This is a genomic window from Nocardia barduliensis (genome assembly GCF_013315795.1).
Lineage (GTDB): Bacteria > Actinomycetota > Actinomycetes > Mycobacteriales > Mycobacteriaceae > Nocardia > Nocardia barduliensis.
Genome location: NZ_JABLTE010000065.1, coordinates 25,680 through 45,406 on the forward strand (window position 1 = coordinate 25,680; position 19,727 = coordinate 45,406).

16 protein-coding genes and 1 pseudogene are annotated in these 19,727 nt (G+C 65.6%); 7 read left to right on the plus strand and 10 right to left on the minus strand.

The features are described from left to right. Nucleotides 1–3 precede the first annotated feature (3 nt). The 5 genes from HOV91_RS24990 to HOV91_RS25010 form a co-directional block, all read right to left on the minus strand. Entirely contained in the window at nucleotides 4–1,041 is a 1,038-nt protein-coding gene (locus HOV91_RS24990; RefSeq protein WP_174187841.1) for an MCE family protein, read from the minus strand. After that, entirely contained in the window at nucleotides 1,038–2,303 is a 1,266-nt protein-coding gene (locus HOV91_RS24995; protein WP_174187842.1) for an MlaD family protein, read from the minus strand. The genes HOV91_RS24990 and HOV91_RS24995 overlap by 4 nt, the downstream gene beginning before the upstream one ends. 1 nt (nucleotide 2,304) lies before the next feature. Beyond that, nucleotides 2,305–3,159, minus strand: coding sequence for an ABC transporter permease (locus HOV91_RS25000; protein ID WP_174187843.1), 855 nt, complete (start codon nucleotides 3,157–3,159; stop codon nucleotides 2,305–2,307). Next, nucleotides 3,159–3,986, minus strand: a complete 828-nt coding sequence (locus tag HOV91_RS25005; RefSeq protein ID WP_174187857.1) for an MlaE family ABC transporter permease — start codon at nucleotides 3,984–3,986, stop codon at nucleotides 3,159–3,161. Before HOV91_RS25005 ends, HOV91_RS25000 begins: the two co-directional genes overlap by 1 nt. A gap of 1,181 nt (nucleotides 3,987–5,167) precedes the next feature. Continuing rightward, complete coding sequence (locus HOV91_RS25010) at nucleotides 5,168–5,965, minus strand: SDR family NAD(P)-dependent oxidoreductase (protein ID WP_174187844.1); 798 nt, start codon at nucleotides 5,963–5,965, stop codon at nucleotides 5,168–5,170. Nucleotides 5,966–6,095: 130 nt separating this feature from the next. Here HOV91_RS25010 and HOV91_RS25015 point away from each other — a divergent pair, with 130 nt between their 5' ends. Further along, entirely contained in the window at nucleotides 6,096–6,734 is a 639-nt protein-coding gene (locus tag HOV91_RS25015; RefSeq protein WP_174187845.1) for a TetR/AcrR family transcriptional regulator, read from the plus strand. A 564-nt stretch (nucleotides 6,735–7,298) separates the two neighbouring features. Here HOV91_RS25015 and HOV91_RS25020 read toward each other — a convergent pair. Further along, nucleotides 7,299–8,207 carry a TIGR03619 family F420-dependent LLM class oxidoreductase gene (locus HOV91_RS25020; protein ID WP_174187846.1) on the minus strand — a complete coding sequence of 303 codons (909 nt, stop codon included), beginning with the start codon at nucleotides 8,205–8,207 and terminating at the stop codon, nucleotides 7,299–7,301. A gap of 294 nt (nucleotides 8,208–8,501) precedes the next feature. Between HOV91_RS25020 and HOV91_RS25025 the strand changes: the two genes are divergently transcribed. Continuing rightward, nucleotides 8,502–9,779, plus strand: a complete 1,278-nt coding sequence (locus HOV91_RS25025) for an amidohydrolase family protein (protein ID WP_438822692.1) — start codon at nucleotides 8,502–8,504, stop codon at nucleotides 9,777–9,779. 100 nt (nucleotides 9,780–9,879) lie between these two features. On the opposite strand, the gene HOV91_RS25030 is transcribed toward HOV91_RS25025, so the two are convergent. Continuing rightward, nucleotides 9,880–12,045, minus strand: coding sequence for an acyl-CoA dehydrogenase family protein (locus HOV91_RS25030; protein WP_174187847.1), 2,166 nt, complete (start codon nucleotides 12,043–12,045; stop codon nucleotides 9,880–9,882). 523 nt (nucleotides 12,046–12,568) lie between these two features. On the opposite strand from HOV91_RS25030, the gene HOV91_RS25035 reads away from it, so the two are divergent. The 5 genes from HOV91_RS25035 to HOV91_RS25055 all read left to right on the plus strand — a co-directional run bounded on the left by HOV91_RS25035 (nucleotide 12,569) and on the right by HOV91_RS25055 (nucleotide 17,073). Further along, nucleotides 12,569–13,177, plus strand: coding sequence for a TetR family transcriptional regulator (locus HOV91_RS25035; protein WP_174187848.1), 609 nt, complete (start codon nucleotides 12,569–12,571; stop codon nucleotides 13,175–13,177). Nucleotides 13,178–13,380: 203 nt separating this feature from the next. Continuing rightward, complete coding sequence (locus tag HOV91_RS25040; protein WP_174187858.1) at nucleotides 13,381–14,913, plus strand: nitric oxide reductase activation protein NorD; 1,533 nt, start codon at nucleotides 13,381–13,383, stop codon at nucleotides 14,911–14,913. Next, nucleotides 14,910–15,710, plus strand: coding sequence for an AAA family ATPase (locus tag HOV91_RS25045; RefSeq protein ID WP_174187849.1), 801 nt, complete (start codon nucleotides 14,910–14,912; stop codon nucleotides 15,708–15,710). The genes HOV91_RS25040 and HOV91_RS25045 overlap by 4 nt, the downstream gene beginning before the upstream one ends. A 146-nt stretch (nucleotides 15,711–15,856) precedes the next feature. Then, nucleotides 15,857–16,609 carry a hypothetical protein gene (locus tag HOV91_RS25050; RefSeq protein ID WP_174187850.1) on the plus strand — a complete coding sequence of 251 codons (753 nt, stop codon included), beginning with the start codon at nucleotides 15,857–15,859 and terminating at the stop codon, nucleotides 16,607–16,609. A 26-nt stretch (nucleotides 16,610–16,635) separates the two neighbouring features. Further along, nucleotides 16,636–17,073 (plus strand): hypothetical protein, encoded by a 438-nt coding sequence (locus HOV91_RS25055; RefSeq protein ID WP_174187851.1) that lies wholly within the window; start codon nucleotides 16,636–16,638, stop codon nucleotides 17,071–17,073. A 784-nt stretch (nucleotides 17,074–17,857) separates the two neighbouring features. Here HOV91_RS25055 and HOV91_RS25060 read toward each other — a convergent pair. The 3 genes and pseudogenes from HOV91_RS25060 to HOV91_RS25070 form a co-directional block, all read right to left on the minus strand. Beyond that, nucleotides 17,858–18,625, minus strand: a pseudogene (locus HOV91_RS25060) (TetR/AcrR family transcriptional regulator C-terminal domain-containing protein); the annotation flags it as partial. Nucleotides 18,626–18,961: 336 nt separating this feature from the next. Next, complete coding sequence (locus tag HOV91_RS25065; protein ID WP_174187852.1) at nucleotides 18,962–19,372, minus strand: arsenate reductase ArsC; 411 nt, start codon at nucleotides 19,370–19,372, stop codon at nucleotides 18,962–18,964. A 32-nt stretch (nucleotides 19,373–19,404) separates the two neighbouring features. Continuing rightward, nucleotides 19,405–19,727: arsenate reductase/protein-tyrosine-phosphatase family protein (locus HOV91_RS25070; protein ID WP_498072316.1), on the minus strand; the 323-nt coding region annotated here is incomplete at its 5' end.

Genomic DNA, 19,727 nt, shown 5'->3' on the forward strand with positions numbered 1-19,727 from the left:
GCCTCACCTACAGATCGGCGATTGCTGAACGGTTCCGGACGGCGAGGCCATCCTGATGATCGCCGGGATCAGATCCGACAGAGCCGGGATCACCGTGAAATTGAGATTGCACAGATAGACGTTCAGATTCGCACCTTCCTGGCCGACCCGGGCAATGCCTTTCAGCAGGGCGGGCAGGTTGAACCCGAGATAGGCGAACTGGTCCTTGTTGTCCTCGAAATGCCGTGTGAAACCCGGCTCCCGGTGCATCAGCCGCTCCAGTGCCGGCCGGTCCTCGGCCACAACGGTCGCCATCCGGTCCGCCACGCCCGACACGTCGGTCAGCGTCGTCAGCAGTTCCGCACGGTGCCGAGCCAGCCCGTCGACGATCGCCCGGGTCCGGCTCAGCAAGGTGCCGAGTTCACCCCGCCGCACCGCCAGGTTCTGCACCACCTGGTTCAAGTTGGTGATGACCTCGCCGAGTACCTGGTCCGGGCCCGCCAGCGACTGCGCCAGCGTGGACATCTGCTCGATGAGCATCGTCAGCGAAGCCCCGTCGCCTTGGAGGGCTCGCACCAGCGCGCCCGTCACATTGTCGACCTGGTGCGGATCGAGCCCGCCGAACAGCGGTTCGAAACCGTTCAGTAGCGCGGATAGATCGAACGACGGCTCGGTGCGCTCCACGGGGATCTCCGCGCCACGCGCCAGTTCGGTGGGCTGCCCGGTGTCGCCGCGGGACAGGCCCAGGTAGCGCTGGCCGATGACATTCTGATATGTGATGACGGCCTTCGTGTCACCGTAGAGCCGCTGTGTGTCCTGCACGCGAAAGCGCACCTTGGCACGGGTTCCGTCGAGTTCGACGGCGTCGACGCGGCCGACGCGCACACCGGCCATCCGCACGTCGTCGCCGACCCGCAACCCCGTGACGTCGGTGAAGATGGCGGAATACGACTCGGTCGAACCGTCGACACCGCGGTGCAACGTCACGAAGGTCATCCCGATCAGCGCGGACGCGACGACGAGGAAGACGCTGAGTCCGGCCACCGAGCGACGGAACTTCATCGCGGGGCACCTCCTGTTCCAGGTATTCCGGTGGTGAGCAGCTGGGCCAGAACCTGTTCCGCGGCGTTGGCGTCGCCGCCCAGCACCCTGCCGATGAGTTGTTGCATTTCCGGGGTGAGCACGGGCTTCGGTATCGAACGCGGGTCGAGCGACGCGGGCAGCGCGGGCACGGTGGCTGTCAGCGGCGCTGTCTGGCAACTGGGACCCTCGAGGTTGCCGTAACGGGGGCAGTCGGCACGGGTGTATGCAGTGTCGGGGGTGAGCCTGATCTGGAATTTGCCGGTTCCGCTCTGCGTCTCCTCGTTCCAGAATTCGGCGAACCATACGTCGGACAACTTTTTGATCCGTCCCACGATGGGACCGAAACTCGAACTGCCCGCGGCGAATACGTCCAGCACCGGGGTCAGCTGATCCGTCGCGGTGACCACCTCGTCGACATGCCTGTCCAGCCCGCCGCCGACAGTCGACAACGTGCCGGTGCCCGCCGCGAGCAAGTCGCGTAACTCGGCGTCCTTCTCCACCACCGTGTGCATGGGGACGACGGCATGGTGCAGGGCATCGAGAAGGTCCGGCGCAGCCGCGGCCAGGCCCCGCACCGATTCGGTCAGCGCGGACACGGTCGAGGGCTGCCCCGGCGGCGCGATCTGCGCGGACAGCTCCCCGGTGATGCGTTCGAGCTGAGCGCCGGCTTGGACGATATCGGTGCCACGCCGGTCGGTGGCCTTGGCGACCGCGGCGAGCACACCCACGGTTCCGCTCGTCCCGATCCGGGCCGTGGCGGCGACGATGTCACGCAGCTTGGTCAGCGCGGTCTGCAACTGCACGGTCGACAGGCTGGTGTCCTGCGCGATCTCCGCACCGGCCCGCAACGACCGTCCCGGGCCGTTGTCCACCAGCTGCACCGAGGACACCGCAAAGATATTGCTGGGCACCACCCGCGCGGTCACCGACTCCGGAATGCTCGCCAGGAACCGCGGTTCCATTTGCAGCCGGACCCGGCTGCGCCCGCCGTGCACCGCAGGCGTCACCTCCCCGACCGTCCCCACCAGGACGCCACGGAACTTCACGTCCGATTCCGGCGGCAGGCCGTCACCCACCTGCTCGAGCAGGGCGACGACCTCCGCCTTGGCATCGAAAGCGCCCGTCGATTTCATGACCACCACCGTGACGCCACCCGCGACGAGCGCGACCAGCAGCACTCCGCGCAGCAACAAGGCCGGAACCGAGGGCCCGCGACCGTCTTTGTCGAACAGCACCGACATCTCACCCTCCCAGCCGCGCGCTGGCCCCGATGCCCCAGAGAGCAACGGTCAGCAATAGATTGACGACGATCATCACCGAAATCGCGGCGCGCATGGCGCGGCCCGCCGCGATGCCGACCCCCTGTGGCCCGCCCGCGGCGTAGAACCCGTAGTAGCACTGAATGGTCGTCGTAAGCACCACGAAGACGATCGCCTTCACGAGCGAGTAGACGATGTCCGGGCCATTGAGGACGAGCTGGAAATAGTGGTGGTAGGTGCCGACCGACAGGCCGCCCGATGCGCCGACCACGAGTTCGACCGCCAGATAGTCGACCGCGAGACAGACCAGGTACAGCGGAACGATCGCCACCACGGAGGCCAGCAGCTTCGTACTGACCAGATAGGGGATGGCCCGGATCGCCATCGACTCCATCGCGTCGATCTCCTCCGAGATCCCCATCGCGCCGAGCTGCGCGGTGAACCGGCAACCCGCCTGCGCAGCGAATGCCAGCGACGCCATGATGGGGGCCAACTCCCGGGTCGACGCGGTCGAGGCGACCAGTCCGATCGCTGGTTCCATCCCGAGGAGATGCAGGGCGTTGTAACCCTCCAGTCCGACTATCGCACCACCCGCCGCGCCGAGCACGATGATGACGCCCGCGGTACCTCCGCCGACCACGATCGAGCCATTTCCCCATGCGATATCGGACAATGTTCGCATGAATTCCGCGCGATAGTGACGAAGCATCACCGGAATCGAGACGACCGCCCGCACGAAGAAGGTGAACATATGCCCGAGTCGCATGAACGCGACACCCACCGGCTTCGAGTACTTGATCACCGCCCTGGTGCCGAACGGGTGATACGTGGCCGCCATTACAGCCCCTGCCTGGGAAACAGCATCATGAAAAGCTGGGTGAACAAGACATTGACGATCATCAGCAGCAGGATGGAGGAGACGACCGTCGAATTCACCGAGTTCGCGACACCGGCGGGTCCTCCTTTGGTGGTCAATCCTTTGTGACAGGCGACCACCGCGACGATCGCGCCGTAGACGACGGCTTTGATCAGGGTCAGGACCAGGTCCCCCACCGTGGCGAACGAGGCGAAGGTCGCGACGAAACTCCCGGGCGCGCCGCCCTGGGCGAAGACGTTGAAGGCGTAGCCTGCGATGAATCCGACGAAGCACACCACGCCGGTCAACGACACACCGATCACGATCGCGGCGGCGAATCGGGGAACCACCAGGCGCCGGATCACCGAGACCCCCATGATCTCCATGGCGTCCAGCTCTTCGCGGATTTTGCGCGAGCCCAGGTCGGCACAGATGGCCGAGCCGACCGCGGAGGCCATCAGCAGGGCCGCGACCATCGGCGCGCCCTGTCTGATCACCGCCAGACCACTGGCCGCGCCCGCCAGCGAGGTGGCGCCGACCTGTCCGGCCAGCAGCCCGAACTGAATGGACAGCGTGACGCCGATCGGCAGCGCGACGAAGATCGTCGGCAGGACGGCCGCCGAGGCCATGAACGCCCCCTGGGTCAGAGTTTCGCGGAAAGCCAGCCGCCCGGTCACGAGGTCGATCAGCAGGAATTGCACGGTCCGCACGCCGAGCACGAACTGTCCGCCGACGGTGTCGAGAGCCACTCCGGGATGCCGACCGAGATAACCGCGGAACCACGCCGCCACTTCCCGCGTGGCAGGCATGGTGTCCTGCACCGAACCCACCGCAGGCCGTTCCCGGCGTTTGCCGGCTGCCGGACCGAAACCGTTGACCATCGATTCGAGCGTCTCCATTCGAGTAACACTGTTTCTCATACAAATTGTGCGGGGCGCCCGAAGGTGGAGTCAATAGAGGTCGAAGAATTGCTTCGAATTGGCGTACACATATTTTTTAGCGGCACGACAAAATACCCGTCCCGGATTCGACGAGTATTCTCGATGAGAGTCGGAGAATATTCTCCGACCGTCAAGTAAACGGTATGGAATTCATTTTTTTCTCACTGCCCGGTCAGGCGCGCGTTCCCCCGATCGCCACCACGCCGCCTCCCCACCCCGGGAGAGCCTCGGGCCCGAATGCCTTCGGGCCAATACCTCCGATGAGCCCGCCCCGGCCGCTCGACCACGCACGCTTCAGGCACTCCACGACCTCGAGCCGCTCAGCGACATCGGCGCAACGCCAGGGCATCGATCGCGCGATAGCCTCGCGCCGGAGCATCGGAGGCATCGCGTCGTCGTCGCGAACACAGGTGTATCGAGGCGGGCATTCGCACTCCGTCGTCCCACTTTCGCTGACTGTCACGCTACGACCTACCTTGTTGTTCACCGACCCCCTCATGGCGGTCACTCGGCGTCATCCCCGGCGCCCGCCCGCCGAGCCGGCTGCCCGATCCGGCAGTGGCGTTCCCGCCGTCCCGCGCGACACCCGGGGATCTCGAGCAATACTACTGTATGCATTACAGTTAATCACACAAGAGTAAACGGGCGCGCAGCGTCCGCCGACGGTTCGCCCTCGATCTACGATGACGTTGCCGGCACGGTGCCGCACCAACGACGACGCCCGGCGATTCCGGCAACCAGTCGGCGATCTCGCACCAGGACCGCGGAATGCGCGGCCGGGCGGAAGCGCCGAGACTACTACATCGCGCTGACCTTCGAGTCGCTGTCGGAAACGCTCGTCGACAGCGCGCGCCCGCTTCCGCGGACACCGGCGCAGCAGCTGTGCCTGTCGCTGATGATCGCCTGCGCCGAGGAACGCCAGACAGGCCGATTCCACCTCCGTCGAGTCGGTCGCGCCGCCCGCGGGGCAGCGACCGCGGATCCAGTGACAACATCACGGGATGTCGAGGGGGTCGGGCCGCACCTCTGGGCGCACCGACCCCTGCGCGTCAGACGAAGTCGGAGCCACCGTCGACATTGACATTGGCGCCGGTCATATAGGAGTTGCGCCGGGATGCCAAGAAGGCGGCGACCGGCCCGATCTCCTCGGGCAGTCCCGCCCTCGGCATCTGCGCGGGATGCCCGTAGTGCGTTCCTATGGCCTCCATGAGCCGGTAGGGATCGTCGCTGTCGATGCCGACCGAGCGCGCCCAGTCGGTGAGCCCCGGGGTGACGAACGTACCGGGCGACACCACGTTGACCAGGATCTCCTCCCGCGCCAGCAGCAATGACAGATTCTTCGTCACACTCGTGACCATGGCCTTGGCCGCGGTGTACGCGACCAGCGATACGCTTTGGCGCTGCGTCGAATGCGCGGAGAAGTTCACGATCCGCCCCCATGCCGCGCTGCGCAGCAGCGGCAGCGCGGCGTTGACGCAATGCACGATCGAGAGCACCCCGTGGTCGACCGCCTCGCGCCACTGATCGTCGGACAATTCCTCGACGGTGCCCTGGACGTTCGGTCCGACGGTATTGATCAGCGCGTTGAGCTCTCCGCCCCAGCGCTGCCCGAGTCGGCCGAACACCGACTCCACCTGCGCGGGATCGCGCACATCGGCGGCCAGCCCGACCGCGTCCGGGCTCCCGAGGCCGGTCAGATCCGCGGCCGCGCGCTCGACGTCCTGGGGCGCCCGGCCGATCACCGCGACCCGGGCCCCTTCCTCGGCCAGGCAGCGCGCCGTGGCCAGGCCCATACCGCGGCTTCCGCCGACGACCACCGTCGCCGCGTCACGCAATCCCAAATCCATCCCGCATCCGCCTCACGTCGAGAGATCCGCTGTTTCGTGACGGGCTGTGGAACCCGCCGCCCGCCGGAACAGTCCTATACTGTAATTGACTCGGTAAGGAACACAAGATACCCCTCGGGGAAGGTTTTCGATGACATCGTCGGACAGCGCAATACGCACCGGTTCGCCGGAGGCTGATCCGCGAAGACAACGTTCCCGCGCACACCTGCTCGATGCCGCGGAGTCATTGATGCGATCCGGTGGAGTAGGAGCGGTCACCGTAGAAGCGGTCACACGCCGGTCGACTGTCGCCCGCACCACCCTGTATCGGCATTTCCACGACATCGACCAGCTTCGTGCCGTCACATTGGAACGCATACTGCCGACTCCACTGGTCCCCCCCGCCGAAGGCACGCTGCGGGATCGGCTCATCGAACTGCTGCTCCAGTACGCTGCCGCGATCGAGAGGAACCCCGCTTACGTCACCGCCCTCGCATGGCTCGCCGAGGACACCGACGCCGGAACGTCTCGCGCTGTGCGCGAATCCCTTCGACGCCGGTTCATCGAGAACTGCGTCGCGCCCTTCGACGAGTTGTTCGGCCATGGCGGCGCTTCAGCGACCGCTCCTGCCTCGCGGCCGTCCGACACGCTATCCGCGATGTCCCGGCTGCTCGGACCGATCGTGTTCGTCCTCCTCGTCGGCGTCGGATCGGCCGATCGTGCGGTGTGTACGCAACTCGTCGACGACTATTTGGAAGCAAGGGCCGCGCATCTCGAACCCGGCCCCTGAATCCGAGCCGACCGCACCGTGGCGAGCACATCTGGGATGGCTTACCAGACGGCGATGTCGTGCATGAAGTTCTCCTGCCCGCCGCCGCGGAGTGGAGAGCCGCCCGGGGTTCGACCGCTCGGGCCTCACGAGGTCGCAGGAACGGCGTCGGCGATCTCGTGCGATGAATCGTGCCACCCGCAAGGCAGTCCGCACGTCCGGAATACCGTGCGCTCCACGAGGCCGCGAGAGAAGGACCGCGTCGTTTCCGACGCTTGGACCGCGTAGCCGCAACGCGGGCACTTCGCGAAGTAGTCCAGCAGATCCCGGGTGGACATGTGAACCAGTTCGCCGAGGACACGGACACCCCGCCCAGCGGCCGCACCGGGCGGCACGGTCGATGCCGGATGCGAGACCGCGGGCGACCCGAGCCGATTACTGTGGGATTTCATCATCGACCTACACCTTCTACGGTGACTCTATCTAGAAGATATTACTGTTGATATTACAGTGATTTATTCTGACGGCATCTGGATCGCATTGGGCGATGGCGCCCGTCGGGGCAGTACGGCCGTAACCGAGTTGCTAGCGATCGATGACCGCCTTCGCGACGGTGTCGATGAACCGGGTAGCAGCCTGCGGACTCGACCCGTCGACATGCAGCAGCACCCAGGTGGCGCCACGCCGTTCCACGTCGTCGATGAAGTCCCGCGCTCGGCGCACCGACTCGGAATCTCCGATATCGAAGGTCGGGCACGGCACCTGGACATCGATGAAATCAGGATCCCGCCCCGCCGCCGCGAGCTGGTGGCGCATCCGATTCACCGCGGCACCGAATTGGTCCACGTTCTCGATCGCCTCGGTGCGCATGGCCGCCGCCATTTCCGCCCCTGCGATGATCGGCATCCAGCCGTCTCCGTGCTCCGCGATCCTCCGTATCGCCGCCTTGCCGTTACCGCCCAGCCAGAGCGGAACGCGCTGCTGGTTCGGTGGCTGCAACCACATCGGGCCGACCGCCGCGAAATCCTTACCCGCTATCGGAGTTCCCGGCTCGGTCCAGATTCTGCGCAGCGCACCCAGCGCTTCGTCGAGCAGCTCCGCGCGCCGGCCGTGCTCCACGCCGAGCGCCCCGAATTCCGAACGCAGGTACCCGGCTCCCACTCCTGCGATCAGCCGACCGCCCGAGACGATGTCCAGGCTGCTCAGCGCTTTGGCGGACAGGTATGGATTGCGAAAGGGCAGGACATAGAGATTCGTCATCAGTCGCAGGCGAGCGGTCACCCCGGCGATGTAACTCAGCGCGGCGATCGGATCCAGCGTGTTGTGCCCGCCGTTGTCCCGCCACTTCCGCGACGGCGCGGGATGCTCACTCAAAGCCACCGCCGAGAACCCGGCGGCCTCGGCATGCGTGACGACGTCCTGGATCACCGCTGGGCGCAGGAAGTCGTCCGGCGCGGTGGGGAGTTCGCTGGGGTACTCGAGCGCGTACTTCATCGATTGGTCTCCGGTCCGATCAGACCGCCACAGCGTTCGGCCGCCGCCGGAAGCGTGCACCGATCAAATTACGGTAAGCAATACCGTATGACGGGTCGAGCTCTACCGCCATACCTCGATGACGCCGGACTTCGACCCCGGCCCCAGTCGGCTGGGCGTTCCTATACTGTATGTACTACAGTAGACTACACTACAGCCGGGTGGAAGGAAGCAGATGACGGACGAAGCCCTCATGAGTACCCGAACTCGGGCATCGCGCTCCGGCGCGAAGATCGCTTTTCTAGGAGTGCGATCATGAGCCGAATGGAAGCACCGTTCCGGGACGCGCCGATCTTCGACGCCGACCAGCACATGTACGAGACCCCGGATTCGCTGACGAAGTACCTTCCGGAGCACCACACGCGCGCCGTGCAGTTCGCGCAGATCGGCCGGCAGACCCGGATCGTGATCAACAACAAGGTCACCGACTTCATCCCGAACCCGACGTTCGAACGCGTCGCCGCCCCGGGCGCACACGAGAAGTTCTTCGCGGGCGAGAACACCGAGGGACTGACCCTGCGGGAGATGCAAGGTCCGGCCATCGAGGCACCCGCGGCCACCCGCAACCCCGTCGATCGGATCGCCGAACTCGACCGCCAAGGCGTGGTCGAGGCACTCAACTATCCGACTCTCGCCAGCCTCGTCGAGCACTCCGCCGCGGAGGACCCCCAGCTCACCCTGGCGATCATCCACGCGCTCAACCAGTGGATGGCCGAGCATTGGTCCTACAACTACGCCGACCGCGTCTTCTCGACCCCGATCATCAACCTGTCCGAGGTCGACGCGGCACAGCGCGAATTGGAGTACATCCTCGACAACGGCGCGAAAGTCGCCTTGGTCAAACCGGGGCCGGTTTACGGCCTGCACGGATGGCGCTCTCCGGCGCTGCCGGAGTTCGATCCGTTCTGGCGTGACGTCGAGGCCGCCGACCTGCCGATCGTGCTGCACGCCAGTTACCCGCCGCTGGACGACTACATCGCCAAGTGGGAGCCGCCGTACACCGCGAACTTCATGGCTCAGAGTTCGTTCCGGTGGATGGCGCTGGGGCACCGCGAGATCGCCGACATGATCACCAGCCTCATCTGCCACGGCACCCTGACCCGCTTCCCGAAACTGCGCATCGCCAGCGTCGAGAACGGCAGCGCGTGGATCTCCCCGCTTTTCCACGACTTCGAAGATCTCTACAAGAAGATGCCGCAGAACTTCCCCGAGCATCCGCACGACGTCTTCCGCCGCAACATCTGGGTCAGCCCGTTCTGGGAGGGGTGCGTGGCCGACGTCGTCGACACTGTCGGCTGGGACAAGGTGCTCTTCGGCTCGGACTATCCGCATCCCGAAGGTCTGGCCGAGCCGAAGGGCTACTGGAAGTACGCCGAAGGCATGGACGTCCGGCGCACCTATGACTTCATGGGCGACAACGCACGGCGTTTCCTCGGATTGCCCATCGCCAACCCGGATCCCGACGCCGCCGCGGGAAAAACCCCCTCGTCCGCCGCACACTCCGAGCACGCCGTCGCCGAGACGACCGCCTGATTCAGCGTTGCGGGTGGTGGAGCAGCCCTCTGTCCACCGCGAATCCGGCGGCGAACAACCGAGGTGTGCGCCGCCGGATCCGATGCCGCTGCGGACCGTTCTAGTCGACGAGCGGGTCGCGCGGCATGCCGAGGATTCGCTCCGCGATCTGGTTCCTGGTGACCTCGGACGTACCGCCCGCGATGGCCATCGCGCGGGAACCGAGCACCACCAAGCCGGTCACCGCCGCCTCGCCTTCGGCCAAGGCGAGGTCGGGACCCGTCAATGCCGCCATGATCGCCGATCGCTCACTCACGTGCTCGGCCAGCTTCAGTTTGGTGAGATTGCCCTCGGGTCCGGGACCCGCTCCTTCGATATGGCGAACCGCCCTGCGCAGATCGAGCAACCGCAGCGCGTGATCCTCGGCCAGGAACCGGCCGACGCGGACGTCGACGCCTGCCAGCCGCTGCGGATACCGGGCCGCCATGGACAGGAGCGCGCTCGCGGGAAACATGCCGCCGGATCCTCCGCCGATGCTGACACGCTCGTTGCCCAGCGTCGCGCGCGCGACGGTCCACCCCGCGTCGGGTGCGCCGACGACATCCTCGTCGGGCACGAAGACATCGTCGAAGAACACCTCGTTGAATTCCGAGCCGCCGATGAGCATGCGCAGCGGGCGCACCTCGACTCCGGGCGCGTGCATATCGATGATGACGGTGGTGATACCGGCGTGCTTGGGGGCATCGGGGTTCGTGCGTACGGTAGCCAGACCGCGACGGCTGTAGTGGGCGCCACTGGTCCACACCTTCTGGCCGTTGATCCGCCAGCCGCCCGCTACCCGGGTGGCCTTGGTCGTAATCGCCGCCGCATCCGACCCCGCGTCGGGTTCGGAGAACAGCTGACACCACACCTCTTCTCGTCGCAACGCCTTCGCGACGAATCGTTCGATCTGCGAGGGTGTTCCGTGCTGGATCAAGGTGAGGACGACCCAGCCCGTGATCGAATAGTCGGGCCGGCGAACGCCCGCACGCGCGAATTCCTCCTCGACGAGGAGTTGCTCGACCGCGTTCGCGGCCCGCCCCCAAGGCCGCGGCCAGTGCGGCATGGCGTATCCGGAGGCGATCATCTCCTCCTGCCGCGTGTCCTCGTCCAACGCGGCCAGCCGCTCGGCTTCGGCGCGGATCACCGACCGCAATTCCTCGGTCCCCGCGGGGAAGTCGAGACTGGTCTTCCGAGTCACTCCGGCCGACGACAGAGCGAAGACATCCATGGCCGGTCCGTCACCGCCGCCGAGCGCACGCAGGGCAAGCGCCCGGCGCAGATGCAGGTGAGCATCGTTCTCCCAGGTGAACCCGATACCGCCGTGCACCTGGATATCGAGTTCGGCATTGTGGACATACGCGGGCAGCGCCAAGGCGGCGGCGGCCGCGGCGACGAGCTCGAATTGCCGCTCGTCCTCGCCCGCCGCCCGCGCGGCGTCCCATACGGTCGCGACCGCCGACTCCGCGGCAACCAGCATATTGGCACAGTGGTGTTTCACCGCTTGGAACGTGGCGATGGCCCGGCCGAACTGCTTGCGTACCTTGGCGTACGCGACGGCGGTCTCCAGGCAGTCCGACGCGCCGCCGACCGCCTCGGCAGCGAGGATCGTCCGCACCCGCGCGAGCGCGGCGGCGCGCGCACCCGGCAAGAGATCACCGGCCGTCACCGCGACCCCGTTCAGCCCGACGCGCCCGGATCGGCGAGTCGGATCCAGATTCGCCGGGACCGTCACCGACACCCCTTCCCGGTCGCGCGGCAGCAACAGCACGTCTTCGCCCGTGAACAAGAGCAGAAGATGCGCTGTTTCCGCCCCGAGTACGACACCGGCCGCGCCGCTCGCACGACCATCGGCGCCCACGGTGCATGCACCGCCGAATCCCACACCCGCCGTGACGGATCCGTCGACCAGGCCGGGAAGCCACCTCGCCTTCTGCTCGTCGTCGCCGCAAGCGGTCAGCACCGCCGAGGCGATCACGGTCGGAACGAACGGCCCTGGTGCGACCACGCGGCCGAATTCCTCGACGATCACGACCAGTTCCGGCAATCCGTGGCCTGCGCCACCGTATTTCCCGTCGACGTGCACACCCAGCCACCCGAGTGCGGCAACCTCGGACCAGAATCCTGGAACACCCTCTTCCGCGGCGTCCAGCAAGTCCCGCGCCGCCCCGCGCGCGTGGTGGCGCATCAGGAACGCCCGCACCACCCCACCCAGCTCGCGGTGGTCGTCGGTCAATGCGATACCCATGGGCATGTCCTCTCGAGCGGCAACCATTGCCGTTGGGTGCCGACCGCGCGTGAACCGATCCACCGCCGGGCAGGTCCGCCGTACGCGGCGATGACCGAACGCGGCGAGCAGCACCCTTTTCGAGCCGCGCGCAACCGAACCAGAGACTGAGACAAATACAGTATTGCCTTCCATCTTTCTCGGCAACCCCCGATTCAGGGAGACCCCCTGCCGAGCGGCGGCAGCGCCCGCCGCCTCCGCCATGACGGGTGGGCGCCACCCGTCAGCCGGAAACCGGCTTGATACGCCCTACTGTTGATGTTACCGTTGGTCCTACATCACATCGGGGTGCAAGCAGATCCACACGCTAGATTCCATTGACGACTTTCAATGACATATGTCATTCTCTTGAAGAACCAAACGGATTCCATGCCGCCAGCCTCGGATAGATCAGCTGTAGCAGAACATATTTCACTTCCTATGCCGATTCCGCGCGTCTTCTCTCGTTGACAGTTGTCAACCTATTACCTTAGGAAGTCGAGTCATGAGCGAAACTCGAGACAAGCCGCAGGGCCGCGAAGCCCAGCGTCTGCACACCCGACAGCGCGTGCTCGACGCCGCCGTCGCCGAGTTCAAGCGGACCGGGATGGCCGAGGCCGACGTCGCGGCGATCGTCGACGCCGCCGGGGTGGCCCGGGGAACCTTCTACTTCCACTTCCCGACCAAAGAACATGTCCTGCTCGAACTGGAGGCACGCGAGGAAGCGCGGATCGCCCGCGCGCTGACCCGGTTCCTCGCGACACCGCGCGATCTGGCCACCTCGCTGGCGAAGACGATCCAGCTGATCGTGGCGATGGAGGGCCGATTGGGCAATCTGCTGTTCAAAGACCTGCTCGCGGTGCACTTCTCACCGACAAGACCGCTCACCGACGAGTGGATGGAACACCCGGTGATCGTGCTCGTCGTCCAGATCCTCGAGCGCGCGAGCGCGGCGGGCGAGGCCGAACTCGAGGTCGATCCCTACCACAGCGCTGTGTTCTTCCTGTTGGGGTTGTACGCCCTGCTGACCGCGACGACGAATACGAAGCCGCTGCGAAACCTCGCGCTGGACAGCTACCTGACGACGTTCCTGCGCAGTCTGGCTCCGCGATGAGCGTCGCCGCACCCCTGACCGACCGATGCCGGGCATCGGCGCACCGAAAGATACGGAGACATGATCATGCTGCAAGACATCCTGCGGCTCGCCCTGGCCTGGGGCGGAATCGTCGGCGTCATCGCCTTCTGGTACTGGGTGATGCGCAGCATCGGCACCTTCTGACCATGACCGATCCGCTGGAGAGCGGCGTGGAGCACGAGATGACGGGTAGCAATCTCACCCACGCGCTGTCGATCGAGCGCAGCTGCGCCTTGACCGCGGTGGCATTCTCCGGACGCCGCCGCGAAGGTGTCCGGTTGGTCACCGGCGAACGACGAAGTTTCGGATTGAATCCCGCATGCGACGTCGTGCTTGTCCCGTTTCCTCCAGTGGAGCCGCGCTGGACCAGGGCAACACTCACATGTGGTGTGGCACTGCAATGTTCACCGTCGAAGGACCGCATCGCCCGCTACGCGCTGCACGAATTGTCGCCCCGCCAACTCGGCGCTCTGTCCTTGGTGGAGGGCGGTGTGGCCGCCGGGTGGTTGGCCGAGCGTTTCCCCGGCCTGCTACCGGAACTACGCCGCTTCATCCCCGATCTGGAGATATCCGATCCCGATCTCGGCGGCGCGGAGATGTTGGACCGCGCGATGGATCTGGCGCGGTCGCGCCAGCCGTTGGCCGGACATCCGCTGCTGGGCACCCTGCCGCTGGCCGCGCCCTCCCGCGGTGCGCTGGCCGCGGCGGTCCGGCGCGTGTACGGCCGAATGCCGTGGACCTCCTCCCGCAGCGACACCTACCGGCTGATGTCGGTGCCGGTAGGCGGTGACGGGGGCAGCCGGTCCACCAATCTGCCGCCGCCGAGCAGACCCGAGAACGAGGACATCGAGATCCGCGCCGATCAACGGGCCGGGATCCCATACCCGGAGTGGAATCTGTGGACCAAGACCTTCCTGCGGGACCACGTGGCGGTGCTCGAACGCCGACATCCGACGAAGTCCGGCCCCGCGGCCGCCGTGTCCCCCGATGTGCGGCGATGGTTCGAACAACGCACCCATCGCGCGATGCGCACCGGTCTCGCGGACGGCTCCGATCTCGACATCGACCGCTACGTCGGCCACTACATCGACGTGCGCACGGGCGAGGCCGGCGAACCCCGCATCTTCCGTGATCCGCTCCCGGCGACCCGCGACGTCACCACCGCGCTGCTGTTGGACGGCAGTGCCTCGCTCGGCGTCAACGGCGGCCGCGTCTTCCGGCTCGAGCTGGAATGCGCCGATGCTCTCTCCCGGGCCATGACCGCGGCCCGCGAACGGCATGGAATCTTCGTGTTCACCGGCAACACCAGGCACCGGGTCGAGGTGAACTGCCTCGAGGATTTCGGCGACTTCCGCTTCGTCGATCCGAGCGCTCTGGGACTGCTCACCGCGGGCTACACCCGGCTCGGCGCACCACTGCGCCATCTGACCCGACGGCTGCTGGATCAGCCTTCCGAACGTCGTCTGCTCATCGTGATCGGGGACGGCCTCATGTCCGACGAGGGATACGAAGGCCGATACGCATGGGCCGATGTCGCCCACGCACTCGAAGAGGCCGACGAGGCCGGTGTGTCCATCTACTACATCGGGGTCGGACCGACACGCGTCGATCCCCTGCCGGAAATTTTCGGAGTTCGTCGCTCTTGCCGAATCAGGCGGGTGGAAGAGCTTCCCCGGGTACTCGCCCATATTCACCGAGAGTTGGTTGCCGCATGACGAACGATCTCTACTACGCCACCGGTAACGAGGTGCAGCTGTTCGAGTGGGCGTTCCACCAGCGCATGCCGGTGATGCTCACCGGGCCGACCGGCTGCGGCAAGACACGCTTCGTCGAGCACATGGGCACACTGCTGGCCAGTCCCGTGGTCACCATCAGCTGCCACGACGACCTCACCAGCTCTGATCTGGTCGGCCGGTTCATGGTCACGGGCGGCGACGTCACCTGGACCGACGGCCCGCTGACCAGGGCGGTCAGATCGGGCGCGATCTGCTACCTGGACGAGGTGGTCGAGGCCCGCCACGATTCGCTGGCCATCCTGCATTCGCTCACCGACCACAGGCGCACCCTGTTCCTCGATCGCGTCGACGAGGTGGTGCCCGCGCCGGAGCAGTTCATGCTCGTCTGCTCGTACAACCCTGCGTACCGCAGTTCGCTCAAGCAGCTCAAACCCTCCTTCCGGCAGCGCTTCGTCACGCTCGCCATGAACTACCTCCCAGCCGATCGCGAAATCGATGTACTGATCGCCGAAGCGGGCGTCAACCGAGCGGTTGCGCGGCGACTCGTGCAGTGCGCCAACACCATTCGCCAGGCCGACGAGGTGTTCCACTTCGAACCCCCTTCGACCCGGGTGCTGGTCGCCGCGGCGCGGCTCATCGCCGCCGGCGCCGGTGAACTCGAGGCCGCCCACGCATGTGTTCTCGCGCCGTTGAGCAGCGACGGCGCCATCAATGAAGGTCTGCGAGAGATCGCGGCGGCGAATCTGCTCGCCGGTGACAGCTCGCCCGTGCAGTGACCGTAGGAGGCAACTGCGATGAATGAACAAGACAAGCAGCGCAAGCGCGCCCTGATCGTCTTCCAGATACTCATGTACGGATTCCTGCTGGCGATGTTCCTGATCCAGCTGAATATGTCGTTCTCCCGGGATTGGTAGGCCCGAGCATGAATAGGCCGTCCTTCAAACTGCGCCGCCCCGGCGCCAACGGCAACGGTGCCGTTGCGGCGCCGACCACCGGCCCCAAGTCCCCGGTCACCTACGACCTACACGACGAACAGAGCCGCGCGGCCCAGCGCCACGCCGATGTCTGGCTCACCATCGGGACCGCCCTGATGGGCACGTTCGTTCTCGGGTTCATCGGATTGCCGATCTTCCTGCGCGGTCTGTGGCTCCAGCGTCAGGCGCAGAAAGCCGGACTTTCCGTCCGGCCGATCATCGTCACGCTCATCGGCTACCTCGTCATCCTCGACGCGTTCCTCAACAGCATCGGCTGGATCCTGGACATCGGTGCCAGCCACACCCTGATCACGAGGGTGTTCTTCACGGCATGGGGCAATTTCGTCGACAACGGCTACTTCTGGCACTACAACGAAATGTGGATCGGCGGCTCCAGCGCGCCCGGCGAAAAGGGCTGGGAGATCACATTGATCTTCACCGTGTTCCCGATGCGCGTCGCCGCCGCGATCGCGTTCCTGCAGATGAAGCGTTGGGGCCACCAGTGGCTGACGGTCACCTGCTGGTTCGGCGTGGTCATCTGGGTCGGCTACGTCGTCAACATGACCATGTACGCCGACATCCGTTTCGAGGGCACCGTCCTGCCCGTCGTCGGCTGGTGGCTGTACGACATCTTCTACATCACGCCCTTCCTGGCCATTCCCTATCTCCACACGGTCAACCGCGAAATCTTCTCCGACTGACCAAATTCCGCTTCCTGAGGAAAACCATGAGCACGAAACCGTCCGCCACCGAGAACTCCGGCCCCGACGCGCTGCCTCTCGGCACCACCCCCGCCTTCGCGAACATGCACAAATGGCTCAAACGCGGCATCTTCGTCTGTCTGTTCGCCCTGGTCATCGAAGGCGCGTTCACCATACCCGCCCTCGCCATCTGGTACGGCTGGCCGACGCTGTCACTCACCGAGATCTGCGGCGAGCTGATGAAGGTCAGATACTCCGACGACACCGTCGAATGCGAACACCCCTACCCGCTCGGCGGGCCGCCGTTCGGCGGCGAACCGGAGGCGGCCCATCAGAAGACCGCCCGGGACGAATGGGGCGTCCAGCCCAAACCCAACTACGACCGCATCGGATTCCGCGAACTCATCCGCATCCACGAGGAACGCGTCGCCCGCCAACAGGCACAGAACACGGGCAACCCATGAAGCCGCCGGTGAACGAACGCCCCGGCGGCGGCCATCGAAGACATCGACGGGACCGATGAGGCGCTCGATCATGACCGGGAAGGGAAAGGACGAACAGCTTACTGAATACCTTCCAGTATTGCGGACTGACCGCACGTTCCTTACGCACGACAGTGGACATCGACTACTGTATGACTTACAGTAGGTTTTTCAGCGAATTGACCGGCGAGCCGTTCCGTCAGCACGGGCATCAACCCGTCGCGGAGGCGATCGCTCATGCGTTTATCGAGGCGAACAGGCAGACCCCTCTGAGTGAGGAATCGTGGACGGACACAACGACGTCTCCCCCCGGCCCGGCGAGCCGGATCTATGCGTACGGTTCAGCTACAACTCGATAGTTTTCGACTATCTCGCATGCCGGACAGCCGCAGAGAACCTGCTCGGACAATGGGACAACAGTCACAACCCGGACGTTTCACTCCACGTGCTCGCCGACCACATCGCAGTCGCCTCGCGGCTTCCCTGCGAGACCACATGGCTGACCCGATGAACCCGCCGAGTCCCGCCACGGCGTGGACAGTCTGCTGGCCGTACGCGACGAGTACACCACCCCGTCCCTGACGGTTCGGTGGCGAGGATGCTACTTCGCCGCGGAGGCTTTGGCGGAGCGGCGCGATGTCGACGACTTCGGTGCCGCCGCCCTGGTCGCCGCGGCTTTCTCGGCTGCCGGCTTCGTTGCCACTGCTTTCTTCGCTACCGCCTTCCTCGCTACTGCCTTCTTCGCCACTGTTTTCCTGGCCGTTGCTTTCTCAGCCGGCGCTTTCTTGACGGGCGCTTTCTTGGCGGGCGCCTTCTTCGTCTCCGCGCGCGATCGAGACCCCACCAAGCTCGCGGCATGTTCGAGGATGCGGTCGAGACCGTACTCGAAGTTCCGGTCGTCGGGTGCGCCGCTGTGCAGTCCTTTCGCGTTCGCTTCGGCCAACAAGGGCGTGGTATCCGGCGATATCGCCAGCGTGTCGTAATAGGCGCCCGCCCCGGACTCCGTTTCCCGGTTTTTGTCGGAGAGCCGTTGCAGCACGATGCATCCGCGCACATGCAGCTGGATCGCCGAGTACAGATCGACGGCATCCTCCAGCGACAGCCCAGCGGCGACGAGTTCGGCGATCACGTGCTCGATCTGCCGCGCTCCCAGCTGCGCGGCGTCCGGGCTCAGGGCGGATCTGATCAGTACCAGATCGCAGAGCACCGGGTTGCTGAGGAACGTCTTCCGCGCCGCCCTCGCGTGAGCGCGCAGCGATTCTTGCCAATCGTCGGCCTTGATGAAAGGGACGAAAAGCGTCGCGTGCTCGTACAGCGCCCGGTCTGCCATGGCGTTGAGCAGGTCGTCCTTCTTGCGGAAGTACCAGTAGATACTGGTCACGCCGACGTCCAGATGCTTGCCCAGCATCGGCATGCTGAGGTTGTCCAGCGACACCTGCTCCGCCAGCTCGAACGCGCCGTCGATGATGTCCTCGGGATTGAGCGAACCGCGCTCGCGCCGCGGCCTTTTCTCCGCGGCTGCCCGTCGTGCCATATCCGCGCCCACCTCCGTCGAGTGTCCGCGATGCAATCGTTCCCGTCTCAGCAAAGATGACAGGACGGGCGATCGTATCGGTAACCGTAAATCATACCGCTGAGCACACTATCAGTGCGCGACAGGAATTCAGGACAGTGCGTCGCTCTGGGCGGCGAGGCCTACTTCGCTGGGATGGGAACCGACCTCCGGCACCCGCAGAAAGGAATCGGCCGTCAGCGCGAAGTTCCGACGGCGCAGGGCAGGCGCAAGATCAACAACATGGACAAACGCCACGGAGAAAGGCCGTCAGCGCCGAATCGGGGACGGTCCCGGTGGGGTTGGCTGTTTGCGCGGTTATGCGCGGGCGGGCAGCAGTTCGGCGATGAGGTTCTCGATGCGGGTTTTGATCTCGTCGCGGATCGGGCGCACGGATTCGACACCTTTGCCTGCCGGGTCTTCGAGTACCCAGTCGCGGTAGCTGACGCCGGGGAAGACCGGGCAGGTGTCGCCGCAGCCCATGGTGATGACCACGTCGGAGTTTTCGACTGCGTCGAAGGTGAGGATCTTGGGCGACTGGTCGGAGATATCGATACCGACCTCGGCCATGGCTTCGACCGCGGCCGGGTTGATCGACTCGGCGGGTGCGCTGCCGGCGGAGCGGACCTCGATCGCGTCACCGGCCAGCTGGGTGAGGAAGCCTGCGGCCATTTGAGAGCGTCCGGCGTTGTGGACGCAGACGAACAGGACACTGGGCTTGGTTGTCATACGGGAGTGAACCTTTCCGGTCGCGAGGGAGCTCAGTTGGTGGGGATGTCGAGTTCGGCCAGCAGGTGGCGGACCCGGGTTTCGATCTCTTCGCGGATGGGCCGGATCGCGGCGAGGTCGAGGTCGGCGGGGTCGTCGAGGTCCCATTCCTCATACCGGCGGCCCGGGTAGAGAGGGCAGGCATCCCCGCAGCCCATCGTGATGATCACGTCGGCGGCCTGCAGGATCTCCTCGGTCCACGGTTTGGGGAACTCGCCGGTGATGTCGATACCGACCTCGGCCATGGCCTGCACGGCGGCGGGGTTGATTTCGTTGCCGGGTTCGCTGCCGCCGGACCACGCGACGGCGTTGTCCC